The following is a 15744-nucleotide window of genomic DNA, read 5'->3' on the forward strand; positions in this document are numbered from 1 at the left end:
AATTATGGCATATTGCACTAACTGCGGTAATTATGTGGAAGATGGAGCAAAATTTTGCGGCAAGTGTGGAAAAAAGATGTCCAGTAGTTCTGCTCCTAATATATCATCAGATTCTGCTGAAACCAAAGCATCGTCTCGCATTACTAAAAGAGAAACTGTTTACGAGGGTGAAATTCACAAATGCCCAAATTGTGGAGCAACATTATCATCATTTGTTAAGAGTTGTCCTGAGTGCGGATATGAATTGAGAGGGGCTGCAAGTGCAAATTCCGTTCAAGAATTTAGCAAGAGCTATGCAAGTGCAACTAATAACTCAAAAAAAATAGATCTAATCCGGACTTTTGTTATACCTAATACAAGAGAGGATATTCTCGAGTTTGCTATACTTGCTTCATCAAATATTGATGCCGGTTCATATACAAGAGGTGCTACTGTTGTTTCAGGCGGTGTTTCTCAACAAGAGGTCAGCGAAGCATGGATGGCTAAATTTGAGCAAGCGCAGCAAAAGGCAAATATTTTGCTGACTGATGATCCATATCTTGAGAAAATCAATAAGCTTTATTCTGATAAGAAGAAAGAGCTTTCAAATGCTAAAACCATGTCGGTTGGGAAAAAAGTAATTGGTGGCATTTTCGGAAACGATTTTATAAAAATTATGGCTCCCTTCATTTTACTCATGGTGTTAATGGGAGTCGGATTCCCCTTACTCTTGGGCGGTGGCGAAAAGAAACTTGAAAAACAAGTAAAGCAAATTGAAGCCTATATAGCTGAAGAGAATTATGACGCTGCTTTAACTACTGCTTATGCTATGTCGGATAGCTACAGTAATAGTTGGTCAGAAACAAGGGCAAGTTTAATAAACAGGATTCAAAATCTTCAGGCAAAGAAGGAAGGTTTAAGTGAAGCTAATGCTGGAAAAGTGCAATTTCCAGCGCAAACATTAACTGGCAAACAGGTCAGTGATGTAGTATCGATTCTAACTGCAGCAGGTTTTACAAACGTTACACAGGAACCTGTGCAAACTGATTTACTAACTGGTTGGTTAGATAAGATGATTGAAACGAAGGGAGAAGTTGAGGAAATAACAGTAAACGGTTCTACAGATTATACTTCAGGAGCATGGTTGCCACCTGATACGCCAATTATTGTTAGATATTGGAAATGATAAGGAGGGCTAAAATGGGACTTTTTAGTGGGAAAAATGGAGGCTTTATGGATCAGATTCGTTGTGATGAGCCTTCATATCTCATTTGGAAATGGCATCCGACAGGTTCAGAATCTGGTAACAACACTAGAGAAAATGCTATACGGTGGGGATCTTCACTACGTGTAAGAGAAGGCTCTGTGGCTGTGTTTGTTTATTCTCAAAATGATGGCACACTTCAAGAATATATTGAAGGGCCTTTTGATGAAGTGATTGCAACTAACAATTTTCCGGTATTGGCAAGTATAGTAGGCTTGGCATATCAAGGCGGTACCCCTTTTCAAGCTGAAATATACTTTATTAATCTTGCTCAGATAATTCAGATTAAATTTGCTGTACCTTATTTTGATGTATATGACCCAAGGTTCCTGGATTATGGAGTTCCTACAGCAGTTAGAGGAACTATCAGTTTTAAAATTACAGACTACAGGGAATTTGTGTCACTTCACAGACTTGAAACCTTTTCGGTTGAGGATTTTCAAAATCAGATAAAGGATGCGGTGATTCGATACGTTAAGGGAGTTGTATCTAATGTTCCTGAGGAAAATGGCATACCTGTTGTCCAGTTAGAGCGTAAAATAGAACAGATAAATGAAATAGTAGAGGCCAAGATAAAGAACCGACTTCAAGAAGAATTTGGCGTTACAGTTTCCAGTGTTGATATATCAGCTATAGATGTAGATAAAGAAAGCGAGGGATATCAGCAACTTAAGGCTGTAACACAAGACATAACCACGGCTCAAATACAGGCTACTTCAGAGATTGGAATTAAAGAAATGCGAGACAGCCAAAAACTTGGCATCCTTGAAAGGGCTGGAAAAGCGTTTGTTGATATTAAGGAAGGCGCTTACGCAAGACATAAACAAACTCAGTCTGCTAATTTTGCTGCTTATCAGACAGAAGCCCAAGAGCATGTTGGAGTAGCTGGTGCTGAGGGTCTCGGAAAAATGGGTTCTGGAGGTGCGGGAAACCTAGGCGGAGGTGGATTTAATCCGGCCGCGATGATGGCTGGAATGGCAGTTGGCGGAGCAATTGGACAGAATATTGCCGGAAAGGTGAGCAATATGATGGGCGGAGCCGGTCAACAGCAACCTCAACAACCGACAACTCCGCCACCGATTACAGGTGCACTTTATAATGTTGCTGTAAATGGTCAGCCCACAGGACCTTTTGATATTGCTACTTTGTCGAAGATGGTTTCTTCTGGAGAACTTGTTAGAGAATCTCTTGTATGGACAAGTGGTATGGCTGAGTGGCAAAAAGCAGGTGATGTAGGAGACCTTGCTAGTATATTGGGGCAAGTTCCACCGCCAATTCCAAAGATAAATGGAGATGGAATGCCACCTATTCCGACTGAATGAATAAAGCTTGAGACAAGGTGTAGTTTTGCCTTGTCTCTTTTTATAATATGTTTTTGAGTGGTTCATAGGATTTATGTAGAGGAAATGAAAATATGACGCCTAAAATGGACAGAATTTATTCTGTAATAATAGAGTATATGGATGTATTTTTTCCAGATAAATACAAAGTGCTGTTAAAATCCAGAGTTTCTTTAGGTCTTATTGTGGACCAGATTATGATGGAGTGTTGCGAAAGGGCATATGACGAAAACGAGAACAAGCAATCTTTGTGGGCACATTTAAAAGCTGATGATCCTGATTTTGATAATACTGATGTTGGAACAGCAAAACGGATGCGCTTTCAGGATAAAATTAACAAAATGAATAGTCGTAGTAAGATATTGGCTGATTACGTAAGAAAAGAGTATTCTATAGAAATACGAGACAAGATGTATGACAAAGAAGACGGGCATTATATTTTAAATAATCTAGATTACTTAAAGATTGGGCATTTGGCTCAGGTGCCTGACTTACAACTCATTGAAGCAATTTTGAGTAGAAGGATAGTTTCGGATAAATATACAGCCCAGGTATTTCAGGAGTGTTCGGATAATTATGAAGCCGAATGGAGAAAACTATCAGTATATGAAGGGAAGGATGAATTAACTAGAATTATCAATGGGTTGCTGAAATTTGAATTGGAATGGCAATGCTATTTTGATTTTATTTATGAAGTTGTTTGTGCCATGTCAAAATATAATATCAAGAGCATTCCTGATATAAAAGGCAGATTCACAGCTTTTTGCTATCAGCCAACTATTAAACCTGCGTTATCATGTGACCCGTCGTTTTCTTTTTTGCCAGAAATAACTGTTTTCAGCAGAGCGGTAAAAATCAGAAGATTGTTCATTAATGATATAGTTAGAGGAAGAGGTAATAAGTACGAATTTGCACAATCGCTTTTTCTTGAGTGCGTATATTGGATTGCATATTTTCAGGCTGCGATTTTGGTTGAAGATATGTCATTAGCGGAATGGTTTATAAAAAAGACTGATAAAGAAGACTGGGTTAGTGTTGTTGATTCTTATGATATAAATGATGCCTTCGTATCAGAAAAGCATTGGACAAAGCAAAAGGTTCGATATGCTAAGGATATATATGGACAGATGCTATTCGATTATAAAAAATAAAAAAATCGCTATTTTTCTTCTTAGTTGGATTATATAAAAACTTCTATACTTTGAGTAAAGAAACAGTTAAATGTATTCAAAGAGCGTAATGCTGAGAAAGAGGTGTATTATGATTCAACACAATATGGAAACAAATTTGAGAGAAACAAGTGTCTCATCCAATGGTAGAATAATTCCTGATAGTATATGGTGGTTAATTGGGATGTACGTGATTCCATGTGTCCCAGAATTCATTAAACAGATTATTGAAATTCCTGATCATATTATGGATAAAGGCTATAGCCTAAATATAACGAAGGGAGATATGGAAATAAGGTTTGAGAAGAATAACACAAATAATGAGAACCAACAATAAACTGTTAATATATGCAGCGGGCTGTCTATACAAAAAACAGCTCGCTGCATGCGTTTAACTCGATATTTTTATTTTTCCATTTCCTATGGTTGTTACCGCCATATGTTGAAAGTCGGAGATTGTTCCATTTAAATCTAATTTGCTCATGAAACTTGTTGCTAATGATTGCCCGGAAGCCAACGCTTCTGGAACTACTGTCTCAAAGCCATTTTCGCCACGGACTTCAAGTATGATATCTTTTCCGGCAGCATATCCAGCTGAAGCTAACATTGCACCTGCCATACTGCCTGCGACATAGGCAAAAGGAATAAATGGGAATAACGCTTGCAATAGAACACCGGATGTCTGTGAGGCTATGGCAATTATGATGTCCTGTGCCATAAGATCAGCATATTCGGCTTCTGTAATTTGCCCTTGAGATAATTGATATCCAAATCTGATGGCATCTATTGTGAGTACAGTTAGTGTGCCAACGGTTTCAGGTGCGATGTTCGTATATGCACTGCCAAACTTCCCGGACTGACATGCTATTACAATAGCGCTACTCACTGAGCCTTCTACGAATCCTTCACTGCCAGCGAGTACACCTTCTATCCCGGTTTCTTTCAGCTTCTTTTCATCGATTTTTCCTTCTTTTGCCGCATCTACAATGATTGCATAAACATCAGGACCAATTGCAAAGGCCGTACTTATTACAGCAGCCTGTGTTCCAGCGTTGATAGACTGCTTTAGGATGTATTTTGTAGTAATAAGCTGTGAAGGGGTTACATTAAAATCAGCTAAATCAAGATCTTTTCCGTCTCTGGTTAGTTCAACGAGTGCTTTGGCTTCTTTCTCTGTAAGCGGTCTGGACTTTGTACCGTCAGGAGCTTCTATTCTATCAGCAAGAGTGTCCAATGATTCTTGAAGCTCAGGAGAAAACTTATGTCTTTCAAGATTTGTGCTATTACTATTTTTTGCCTTTTTTCTTTTTAAGTAATCTTTGGCGTCATCGAGTTGATCCGAAGGAATGATTTTGCCTTGTCCTTCATAGAGAGAGTCATAAAGTGCGGTCAAAGGTTTATCATACTGTTCAAGATATTCTTCTGCACTAAGGGGAGGCTTTCCGTTTTTAGTATCCTTAGAAACCTTTTGCCGATAGTCTTCATAGAAAGTTTTTGCTTGTGCCTTTGCACTTTCATCAGCATTTTTATAATATTTTAAACTATAATCTTGAGAATAATCTTTTCCAGAAATAACGATATCAGGGGAAGCTTTACCGTTTGAATCAGGACGAGTGGCTCTAAATTCAGATCCATTGAGTGCCGCTTCGAGATTAAAACTATCAGTATGCCAAATTTCAGCTGCAAAGCCGGCATCTTGAGGAATTCCGCGCCCTCCTTTGACTTTGGCTCGAAGCTCTTTTTGCATCATTTTAGATGTTTCTGCGATCTGAGATTGCACTGAATTGACATAAGCTTTTCCCATAAGGGAAGATAGGGCTGTTCCAGTATATTTTGATGCGTAATCCCAACCTGCTTCAAATTTTTCAGTGTCTATATTTGTTACATAATTGATTATGTTCTCACTAATATCCTTTGCTTTAGATGATGCAGAATCATAAGCTTTACTAGCGTTCTCGGATATCACTTCACTTGCTTCTGTGGCTTTTTCCTTCGCTTTTTCGGCTCCTTCTTGTGCTGCCTTGCTAGCATCGTCTGTTTTTTCTTTTATAACTTTTCCAGCACTATCAGTTTTTTCTTTTATGGTTTGGCCTGCGCTGTCAACAGCCTCTTTTGCAGCCTGCCCAGCTTTATTGGCATTATCTTTTGCCGTTTCCCCGGCTTTTTGGGCATTGTCTAGTAAAGAATTACCAGCATCCTTTAAATCATCTAAACCAATGGCATAAGCATTAATTGAAGTATAAGGGGATGCTATAGATTGAAGCAATATAAGTGCAATAATAGCAAAGGAAAATATATTTTTCATGGTGTTATCCTCGTAAACAACTGATTTTACTGTAATAATAGCATGTTCAGCTGTTGCAAAATCTAAAGAAAGATGAGTTTAAAATAAAAAAAGCATAAACAAGAAACACCTTGTGCAACATTAATACTACCGTTTACTGATGAGGAACTGAAATATCACAAATCGTGATAATCCTTTCTGTTTTAGGGAAAAGAATAGCCAGATTCTATGCTATCATCAATATAGACGTGCATCGTAATAACGAGTATTGGAGAAGAATGTTATGATACCACCTTTTGATAAAGACTTTACCGGAGATATGTTTGATGATTATGGATTTGATCCGGTTGAGCTGGCAAATAGAAAAGAACTGGCAGGCCTCATGATTGAGGATTTTTTCAGAAATAAGGATGAGAAGGTAGTTGCTCCGGATACTACGGGAGTGGACTACTTCTTTTTACAGGAATTTATTAACGGCAGCATGGAGCAGGACTTCGCTGAGATAGAACAGGACTTTCTTAATAAGTGCCGCGCTAAACTCCAGGAGTTCAATGAGGCAGGGATTTATCTAGCCACAGAGTACAGGACGAGAAAAACGCTGGAGTGCATGCATAAGAAAATCATGATGCTTATCTATAGCGGGGCAAAACTTGGTGATGAGTATTGCGTTGAACTCATTAAATATCTGTACAAGACTTATCATAAAAAGGAATACAACAGCCTTAAGAGATTTCATAAGATCACAACGCAGGAAATCTTTGGCCTTGCTGAAGATGAATATGAAGAATATGACCTTCCGGTAATCGGCAGGATAATGGGCATGTGCCCTTTCATGCATATTGAATATGATCCGAACTGTTCCATAATGTTCAAACTTCTTTTAAAACGCAGAGATGAGTGGATGTCTGACGAAGAGGATTCCTGCGAATATATGGACTGGGATCATGATCTGTTCGTTTCATGTAAAGAACAGGTGGATGCATGGATTGATGAGAAGAAAAAGGAAAAGATTCCTTTCGAAAAGATGCATGCTAAATACTGGGAGCAGAACGAGTTTGTTGGTGCCTGCTTAAGAAACCGCGGATATGCAGAGGATTACGTATATCTGTGCATGGAAAATAACATGGGGCTCAGTATACAGCTGGCTCGTACTCTGGCTATATTAAAGACCATGCATCCAAACAAGGAATATACATTTGAAGAAGTCGAGCAGTATACCAACATGTATGATCTGGTGTCGTCCATGACGGACATTGCGGAGTGCGTAGAGTATGAGATCGGCTATCTAACCGGCGATAAGGTTGAAGAGTTTGAGGATGAGGATACCTGGTTCCATCCGGAGGCAATTACCGTAAGGAACGCTCCTAAGAAAGAGGAGAAGAAACCACTAACAAATGTAGCACCAGTAAGTAATGGTAAAGTCAGTGATGATGACTATCTTAAGGAGATTGCTGAACTCAGGAAAAAGCTCCACGAGCAGGAACAGGAAAACAAATATCTTAGAGATCAGTACAGAAGTGCAAGGAACTCTTTTGAAGAAGCAAATGGTCTTCTTAAGAAATATGAAGAAGAACGTGATGAACTTATTGCTCTTCGTGAGTATGCTTATAAGTCCGAACATGACAGTGATCCAGTAGAGGAAGATAAGATTCCGGATATGAAAGCTGCTATCGCTGATAAAAATATTGTTATCCTGGGCGGTCATGTAGCCTGGCAAAACAAGCTGAAAACTCTTTTTCCTAACTGGATGTTCGTATCTCCGGATGCCTATAAGACTGTGGATGGGAAGATGCTAGAGAACAAAGATATGGTATACTTTTACACGGATTATATTAACCATATCAGCTACAAGAAGTTCATTGCAGCAGTCAGGGAGAGGAAGATTCCATTTGGGTATCTTGGCAGTAATAATGTAGATAATGTCGTGGATCAGATATATAGCGATATGGTGAAATAAGAAAAAAGTTGATGGAGATTTGGTATGATAGCAAATGTAGATGAAAACGATATTGATATTGATGCTGAGAGCCGGAAAGTTTGCCCTTTAACTGGAGGGATAATCAGAGATATTGATCATTATGAATGCATAACGTATGACTGTGCTGACGCTTCCAGGGATAAGTGGTCTTTGTTATATGGTCACAAATACCACTGTCCATACGAGAAAAAAGCTATTGAGGACTGGCATGAACGACAGGAAAAAGCTAAGGCATATTACAGTAAGCTGGTTAATTCTCTTGATGCAGTAAGGGCGATAGACTTAGATGAGTTCTTTGATACTTGCAATAGGATTGATGAGCAGATGATCAGGGACAAGCAGGAGTATAACGAAAACTGGCTTATTAGCCCTTATCGTGAGGAAGATGAGAAATTTCTTGTTTATCTTTTTAAGGAAGATGAAATTGAGAAAATATCCCTTACAGAAAATGTTTTGAACTTTATGGCAACACGGTATTCAGAGTTTTCTAAGAAGGAAAACCATTATGCCATGAGCTGTTGTACTTTGCCCAAACTAATTGCGGAAGCGGTGAATGTAAATCTCCAGATAAAATACAATATGGATGTTACTAAAGTTCTTGCCGCCGACAATCCTGTTTACATAGCTGCCAGTGCGGCAGGTAAATATATAGATGCTGCATATGGCTGGAAATGGGTGGATTTCAAAAAAGCCCTGGCAAGGCATCTTGAGACTACCGAGATTGTTAATTACGGAAGAATCATTTATATCAAGCAGGAGCTGGATGAGATTATTAGAAGAGAAGACTAAAAAGTATTGAGTAAAAAGATCGCTAAGGCGGTCTTTTTATTATGCCTTCGAGACCATTTCGATATAGGAATAACCAGGATATATGAACCATAGCTCATTGCTACCTTAGGAACAAAAAGGATTTTTGAAAATCGAATAAGTACCGATACTACCTATCATTTAATTATAAAATTAAAGAAAGGTGGTACTCGTATGAGATACAAGAAAGGCGAAATTACTAAGAAAATTGCAGAGCGATTTAGGAAGGCCATGGAAAGATCTGCCTATTCCAAAACAGGCATGGCCATGGAATGGAAGGTTGAGAAGGAGCAGATGAACAAGTATCTGCGTGGTGAAACGTCAATCATTGGAGAACGTTTTTACCAGCTCTATTCGAAAGATTTCAATATCCTGTACATTATCACAGGTGAGAGGACTGCTCCGAGCCATAGATTCAATTGGATTTTGCAGGAGCTGACTGATGAAGAGTACAAATTGTTCATGGCAGATATGGCGGAATTTATTAAACGAAAAGCTTTATATGATGATGAGAAGTGAGACCGGACGTATTAGATCCCTAATATGATCCGGTTTTGTGTTTATATTTTCTTATGAAGGAGGGCTTTCATATGTATAATGGCAGAAAATCAGAGGACTACAAAATGGTAGCGAGAAAGTGCAGGGAAGCAGGCTTTTCAGAAGGACGAGTTTATGTGCTGTGTATGCTGCTCTGTGAGTCCTATCGGGAGAAATACCTAAATGCATTAGCAGATGATGAGATTAAAGAGATGACACCGGAGGCGATTGAAGCCAGTAAGCGTGAGTGTCGGGATTTGTTTCTTTATTTGTTCACTAAGCCTGCGGAGGAAAATATTGATGAGCAGAAGGAGCTTATTGATAAGCTTATCAAGCTGATATGGTTTAGGGGCAAGATTGACTATATTCTTGACAAGGTTCTGGATTTTAAAGGAAACGGCAATGGCTATGTGTATAAGATGCTTGTCAAATTGAGCTATTTTGATGAGGAATACCGGACTAATAAAGATATTTACACCAAGCTTGATGTTTGTAAGACGGATTTTTATCCCAAAAGAGATATCGGAGTTATACTTTTTGGAATAAGCATGTGGATTTATGCGCTTCGCCGTCAGAAGGAAGATATGGAAGCCGGGATCATTCCTTACAAAGAACTTCCCAAGCCTCAGGAAAATCTCAAGGATCTTCCGCCAATAGACGAGCTTTGACAGAATTGTTATTCAATTAACGCAAGTGTCAAAAAACTTACGAACTGTCTGCGGACTCTTTCCGAACTCTCTACGAACTTTCGGTATTCCATTTATTTTTTCATGTGATAGAATACCTATGTTTTCGGAAACAAGTATGATGAAAAGCATTTAATACGAGGGAGGAAAATCATAATTGAATATGGAAACTGCACAGACATTTGTTGCTTGGTGTCCTCATCATGGGATACCGTTACACGAAGCGACTGCCGCTGATGGATGGGCTTGGTGTGATGACTGCCAGAAGATTTACAGGATAATCATCAAGGATAGCAAGGTTACTGTTATTGAAGATGATAAGCGTACTTACCACCAGAGTGCAATTCTGCGATGGCATATGGAGGTCATCCATGCGGCTAAAATGCAGATCAAGGCTAGAAGAAACCGGAGTTCTTCTGCTAATACAACGCTTGCATAGTGTTTGAAGGTTTTCTTATTTGGGGAGATTGAAAATTGCATACTGTGAGGAACATTGCATTTGAGTGCTAAATAGCATCCCGTGATGGGATTTGACTGACCGGCCCATGCATGTTCCAAGAGTTTGCCTAGTGCTTGGATGCTGAAATTACGCAGGGGAAGTCTGCAAAACGGAAAATACCATAAACATTGTATTTTATGGTCTGTTTTCATTACCGTTTTGTAGGCTTTCTTTTTTGTTGTCCTGAAAACATATAGCACTAGGCAGTTGTGGCATTTTCCGTTTTCGGATTCCGGAAAGGAATGGAAAATACCATGAACAAAACAAAAGAAGTAACAATCGGAGACCGTCTTAAGATGCTGAGGGAGGATGCAGATCTGACTCAGACAGAGCTTGCAAGAGAGCTTCATGTTCGTCACAACGGAGTGATTTCTATGTATGAGAACGGAAAGAAGAACTTATCTATTGAGATGCTGCTTATGTATTCAGAATATTTTAGAGTTACTACTGACTGGATCCTAAAGGGTGAGCCTGCCACATCAGAGGATGATAAGGGACTGAATGGCCTTGGCGGTTTGGAGGAGATTAAGAAGGTGTATCTTAGTATCAGACGACCAGAAGTAAGGCAGGTTGCGATAAGGCAGCTAAGGAATCTTGCGATACTGGGATGAAATAAAAAATCTGATAAGTGGAAAATTCGCATTTTTGCACCTGAGTATTATTTTGGGGCGTTTTTATATCTTTTTCACCTAAAAGAGACTGAAAATCTTTCACCTAAACCAGAATTATGGTTTAGGTAAAAGATTTTGTGCTATAATAGAGCTACGAAACAGTTTAAAAAGGAGGTTGCCAGATGCTGATTAGCTTTAAATTCAATAACTTCTGCTCATTCAATGTTGAGAGCGAATTTAGTATGGAGGCATCTAACAGCAAGGTTAAGACGAGATATCCTGATAACTATACTTCTACAGGTGTAGATTACGATCTTCTGAAGACAGCAGTTATCGTCGGTGAAAACGCAGGTGGTAAATCCAATTTTATCGGGAGTCTTAAGTTTTTGAAATCTCTTATAGACTTCAATTCCCAGGTACAGTCGGTTGGTGCATATGTCAATGCATCCAGTTTTCTTACGGATAAAGATCCTGAACAGAGATTTGAGATATGCTTCATTTCGGAAAAGAATCATATCTACAAGTATTGTTTGGGAATAGACTCTAATGGAATAACAAGTGAAGGACTATATAAGCAGAGTAAGAGGAAAGGAACCTTCTCATGTCTCTTTTCTGTTATGAGGGATAAGTCCGGGAAATATGAAAAGAAGGAAGGAAAAGCTTCTGAGCTTGGAACTGCATTAAAGAACAGTAACAACAGCTATGGTCTTTTTATCAGCAAGCTAGCTCTTCTTGGCAATGCGGATGCTATCGAGACTACAGGCTGGTTCAAAAATATCCTTCTCCCGGGTACGGTTCCGGAAGACCAGGATGGAAATCCTGCAGGCAGGGATGAGGATATAAAGATAATGAGAGATCCCCGCTTTGTGGATATATTCCGCATGGTCGATTATAGTATCTGCAGTATAGAAGTGGATAATGACAAGCCTTATGGTAAGTCATTGATCATTAGAAAAGATGCAGATGGGAATGAAATACGCAGAGAACTTCAGCAGGATTCAACCGGTGTAAGAGAGTTCTTTGCATGGGCTGTCCAGATATTCAGGGTTGTATATGAGAACAGGGTTGTATTTGCTGATGAGATGGACAGAGTACTCAATCCCATTCTTTCAGACAGGGTTGTTGCTTTTGTGAATGGTGAGGAACATAAAGGACAGTTTATCTTCTCCACGCACAACGTGCTTCATCTGAATCTGAAGACCTACATGAAGGAACAGATCTATTTCGTGACAAAGAGTAAGGATAGTCTTACTTCTGAGCTGTATTCACTTGCAGATTTTCCAGAGGTAAGATATGAGACTGCCAAGGTCTATGAGTTCTACATGAAGGGAATATTGGGAGGTACAGCTTTTGAGTAGGAAAGAGAGGGTACTTAAGAAACGGTACGCCATTTTCTGCGAGGGCGATACCGAGTATAACTATATCGATAAAATGCGTAAGAACCAGGGCGTTGAACTTGTTCTGAAACCGATAAATATGCATGGCGGTGGTTATTCCAATTTCCTGAGGCAGATCAAGAAGGAGGCTCAGTCCAACTATCTTGCAAAGTTTATCATTGTGGACGCTGACCGGATCAAGACCATTCCTGGAGAGCAGGAGAACTTCATTAAGCTCCTGGAATACTGCAAGCTGCAGAATGATAAGGGAAATACACCTCACTTCCTTATTGCTGATAATCCTGATTTTGAGTATGTTTCATGCCTGCATGATGTCGAATATAAGGGACAGGACACCAAGAACTTTATTTCTAATGTCTGGAAATTTAAGGATATAGCTGCTTTTAAAAGCAATGAGGACGTTTATGAGTTCCTTAATTCCGGTAACAAATCATATAGTAATTTACTTGATGCTATCAGAAAGCAGGATAAGCTGGTCTCAAATAAGTATGAAATCAAGAAAAAGACTTTTGATATCATCATCAAAAAGACTGATTATGATGAGGACGCATTGAATAAGAAAAACAGCAATATTGAAGAGTTCTTTGATGTTATCGATTGGTAATTGATGAGAAGAGAGAATGCCGAACTTCCTATTAATATAGGAGGCTCGGTATTTTTTTACCCCATAGAGCAGAAAGGGAATGCAAACGAGAGTAGATAACAAGGTATTATCACAAATCGTGATAAATGTTATTAAAGTGGGGAAACACAGACAGGGTGCGTACATTTACAATTATAAATGTCTTAAGACAACAGAATATGTTTTGGTTTTCATCAGCAAAGGAGGGTGCGATGGCAGCTAAGAATGGTTTTGTACAGGGGTATGCTTCTTCACAAATTGATGAGCGTGTAGAGATTATCTTTAAGAATTTTGAAAACTTCATTGATCTTGTTGATATGTTTGAAGACAACATCTGTGATCAGATTACTGAGGAAAAGAGGTTCAACAGACGCGCTGAGATTGGTGAGTGTGGTGTAAGAGTCCAGACCTCAAGAAAGAGTGATCCGACTTTTTCTCAGGCGTCAAATCACTACGATAACATCATTGATATCAGAAGAGGCGATCTTGATAAGCTTCTGGAATATACAGATGATGCGGAGGGGCATCGTGATGAGATTGAGACATTGGAGCTCATGCGTAGGGATTACACAACAGTCACAAGTGCTATGAGTGTTCTGTCTCCGAAAGATAGGAATGAGCTTAAGGATGTCCTCAACAAAGAGAAGGCGATTGTTGACATCATCGAGTCCACAGGCAACCTGTATGAATCAGTAAAATCGAGGCTGTATCGAAACCGCCGCAAGGTGAAGATCCAGGCAAAAGAACTTATAGAATTGAGAATGGGAAAGGCGGCTTAAGATATGAGAGCAAGTGAGAGATATAAGGAGCAGATTAAACTGGCAAGACAGCAGTCAATGAGACTGATGAGAGTGCCTGCAGCAATGGATTTCTTTGGATTAGGAAGAACCAAGCTTATGAAAATAGCAAACGACTGTGAGGCAGTTATTGAGATGAACAACAACATGGTTTGGCTCGATAAAGAACGAATTGAAGAATATCTGTTGACATTTAGGAAGTAAAAGAAAGGTAAGTACAGGACTTGGCAACAGCAAAAATATGCTTGCCCCGAAAGGCTTTAAGCGCGATAATAATATTGTACCTATGAGAGCTTTTCGAGATAAGAAGCCGGGTCCTTTTACATGGAGGGATTATATGGCAGTATCAAGAAAAGATAATAAGGGACGTGCTCTGAGAAAGGGCGAATGCCAGCGTAAATCTGACATGCGGTATATGTATTCGTACACGGATCCATTAGGGCGCAGGAGGTATGTTTACGATACGGATTTGCAGAGGCTCAGAGAACGAGAGAAAAAACTTATGAGAGACCAGTTGGATGGACTTGATATCTATGCAGCTGGAAGGTCAACACTCAACCAGGCTTTTGACAGGTACATGGCAACTAAATACAAGCTGAAGGACAGCACCATGAGCGGATATCAGTATACCTATGACAGGTATGTGAGAGACGGGTTCGGAGAGAAGAGGCTCATTGATATCAAGTGCTCGGATGTGATGCAGTTTTACATCTATCTTTTACAAGAGAAAAACTTAGCAGTGGCCACTGTTGATTCAGTGCACTGCCTGCTTCATCCAACATTCGACCTTGCAGTGAGAGATGATATATTGAGGAAGAATCCCACGCATGGTGTTATGCGAGAAGTAACCAAGAGAGTTGATGATGATAAAGAACTTCGATTCGCTCTTAAGGTTGAAGAGCAGAGAGCATTCATGGACTATGTTGCATCTCATCCAATTTTTTATCATTGGTGGCCGCTCTTCACAGTACTTCTTGGTACCGGAATGAGAATCGGAGAATGCACTGGTATCACCTGGAAGGACATTGATTACGAGAACAATGAGATTAGCGTTAATCACAATCTTGTCTACTATCCGGAGAGAGAGTCCAGAGTATCTGAGTATCATATCCACACTCCTAAGACAAAAGCCGGTATCAGAACCATTCCGCTTCTCGATGTAGTAAAAGACGCATTAGAGATGGAGAGAGAAGATCAGCTTGAAACAGTTGGGCTTAACCAGACAGTGATTGATGGTGTTTCTGGATTCGTTTTTCAGAATCGCTATGGAGACGTACTTAATCCTCAGTCGGTTAATAAGACCATAAGCAGAATAGTTGAGAGTTACAACCACGAAGAGATGCTCAATGCAGCCAGAGAGAATAGAGAGCCGTTCTTGCTCCCTCATATCACATGTCACATTTTCAGATATACATTTGCGACAAGGCTGTGTGAAGCAGAGGATAACCTCAAGGTTATCCAGTCAGTAATGGGGCATAAGAGTATCGAAACAACGATGAACATTTATGCTCAGGCAACTGGCAGAAAGAACCAGGAATCGTTTTTGAAGCTTGCAAGCAAGCTCGACAATCTGTTTTAAAAAGCGACTCCTCGTGCTGAACATTTGACAAAAAATATCTTGTTACAACGATTTTGCAACACGTGCTTTTCAGCAGGCAACACCAGACAAGAGTGTTGAAAAAGGGAAAAAAGAAAGAGAAGGTATCATGTGAGAACAGATAGGATGGTACCGGAAATAATCCCGACCTTGAAATCACAGAAGTAACACACGGAC

At 39.5% G+C, this 15744-nt stretch carries 16 protein-coding genes; 15 read left to right on the top strand and 1 reads right to left on the bottom strand.

Features of this window, described 5'->3' with window-relative positions:
* Positions 1 to 4: 4 nt before the first annotated feature.
* From BV60_RS21635 to BV60_RS0103305, 4 genes are all read left to right on the top strand, one after another.
* Positions 5 to 1165, top strand: a complete 1161-nt coding sequence (locus tag BV60_RS21635; RefSeq protein WP_051656486.1) for a zinc ribbon domain-containing protein — start codon at positions 5 to 7, stop codon at positions 1163 to 1165.
* 14 nt (positions 1166 to 1179) lie between these two features.
* Entirely contained in the window at positions 1180 to 2565 is a 1386-nt protein-coding gene (locus BV60_RS0103295) for an SPFH domain-containing protein (RefSeq protein ID WP_051656487.1), read from the top strand.
* A 137-nt stretch (positions 2566 to 2702) separates the two neighbouring features.
* Complete coding sequence (locus tag BV60_RS0103300; RefSeq protein WP_156035943.1) at positions 2703 to 3734, top strand: hypothetical protein; 1032 nt, start codon at positions 2703 to 2705, stop codon at positions 3732 to 3734.
* 124 nt (positions 3735 to 3858) lie between these two features.
* Positions 3859 to 4089 carry a hypothetical protein gene (locus BV60_RS0103305; protein WP_197029517.1) on the top strand — a complete coding sequence of 77 codons (231 nt, stop codon included), beginning with the start codon at positions 3859 to 3861 and terminating at the stop codon, positions 4087 to 4089.
* Between the two features lie 54 nt (positions 4090 to 4143).
* Here the strand turns inward: BV60_RS0103305 and BV60_RS0103310 are convergent, their stop codons facing one another.
* The gene (locus tag BV60_RS0103310) at positions 4144 to 6057 is read right to left on the bottom strand and encodes a hypothetical protein (protein ID WP_029319504.1); all 1914 of its coding nucleotides are present in this window, start codon (positions 6055 to 6057) and stop codon (positions 4144 to 4146) included.
* 262 nt (positions 6058 to 6319) lie between these two features.
* On the opposite strand from BV60_RS0103310, the gene BV60_RS0103315 reads away from it, so the two are divergent.
* From BV60_RS0103315 to BV60_RS0103365, 11 genes are all read left to right on the top strand, one after another.
* Positions 6320 to 7993 (top strand): hypothetical protein, encoded by a 1674-nt coding sequence (locus tag BV60_RS0103315; protein WP_029319505.1) that lies wholly within the window; start codon positions 6320 to 6322, stop codon positions 7991 to 7993.
* Between the two features lie 24 nt (positions 7994 to 8017).
* Positions 8018 to 8803 (top strand): hypothetical protein, encoded by a 786-nt coding sequence (locus BV60_RS0103320; RefSeq protein ID WP_029319506.1) that lies wholly within the window; start codon positions 8018 to 8020, stop codon positions 8801 to 8803.
* A 192-nt stretch (positions 8804 to 8995) separates the two neighbouring features.
* Complete coding sequence (locus BV60_RS0103325) at positions 8996 to 9340, top strand: hypothetical protein (protein WP_029319507.1); 345 nt, start codon at positions 8996 to 8998, stop codon at positions 9338 to 9340.
* 71 nt (positions 9341 to 9411) lie between these two features.
* Positions 9412 to 10026: a hypothetical protein gene (locus tag BV60_RS0103330; protein WP_029319508.1), complete on the top strand. Its 615-nt coding sequence runs from the start codon at positions 9412 to 9414 to the stop codon at positions 10024 to 10026.
* A 175-nt stretch (positions 10027 to 10201) separates the two neighbouring features.
* Positions 10202 to 10483 carry a hypothetical protein gene (locus BV60_RS0103335; protein WP_156035945.1) on the top strand — a complete coding sequence of 94 codons (282 nt, stop codon included), beginning with the start codon at positions 10202 to 10204 and terminating at the stop codon, positions 10481 to 10483.
* A gap of 314 nt (positions 10484 to 10797) precedes the next feature.
* The gene (locus BV60_RS21640) at positions 10798 to 11154 is read left to right on the top strand and encodes a helix-turn-helix domain-containing protein (RefSeq protein WP_051656488.1); all 357 of its coding nucleotides are present in this window, start codon (positions 10798 to 10800) and stop codon (positions 11152 to 11154) included.
* Between the two features lie 182 nt (positions 11155 to 11336).
* A complete protein-coding gene (locus BV60_RS0103345) occupies positions 11337 to 12512 on the top strand; it encodes an AAA family ATPase (protein ID WP_029319511.1) in 1176 nt (391 codons plus the stop codon).
* Positions 12505 to 13155 (top strand): RloB domain-containing protein, encoded by a 651-nt coding sequence (locus BV60_RS0103350; protein WP_029319513.1) that lies wholly within the window; start codon positions 12505 to 12507, stop codon positions 13153 to 13155. The genes BV60_RS0103345 and BV60_RS0103350 overlap by 8 nt, the downstream gene beginning before the upstream one ends.
* Before the next feature lie 230 nt (positions 13156 to 13385).
* Entirely contained in the window at positions 13386 to 13952 is a 567-nt protein-coding gene (locus tag BV60_RS0103355) for a hypothetical protein (protein ID WP_029319515.1), read from the top strand.
* Between the two features lie 3 nt (positions 13953 to 13955).
* Positions 13956 to 14174, top strand: a complete 219-nt coding sequence (locus tag BV60_RS0103360) for a DUF6462 family protein (protein WP_029319517.1) — start codon at positions 13956 to 13958, stop codon at positions 14172 to 14174.
* A gap of 133 nt (positions 14175 to 14307) precedes the next feature.
* Positions 14308 to 15549, top strand: a complete 1242-nt coding sequence (locus tag BV60_RS0103365; RefSeq protein ID WP_029319518.1) for a site-specific integrase — start codon at positions 14308 to 14310, stop codon at positions 15547 to 15549.
* Positions 15550 to 15744: the final 195 nt, after the last annotated feature.

Origin of the sequence: Butyrivibrio sp. AE3004 (genome assembly GCF_000703165.1) — a bacterium.
Taxonomy (GTDB): Bacteria; Bacillota; Clostridia; order Lachnospirales; family Lachnospiraceae; genus Butyrivibrio.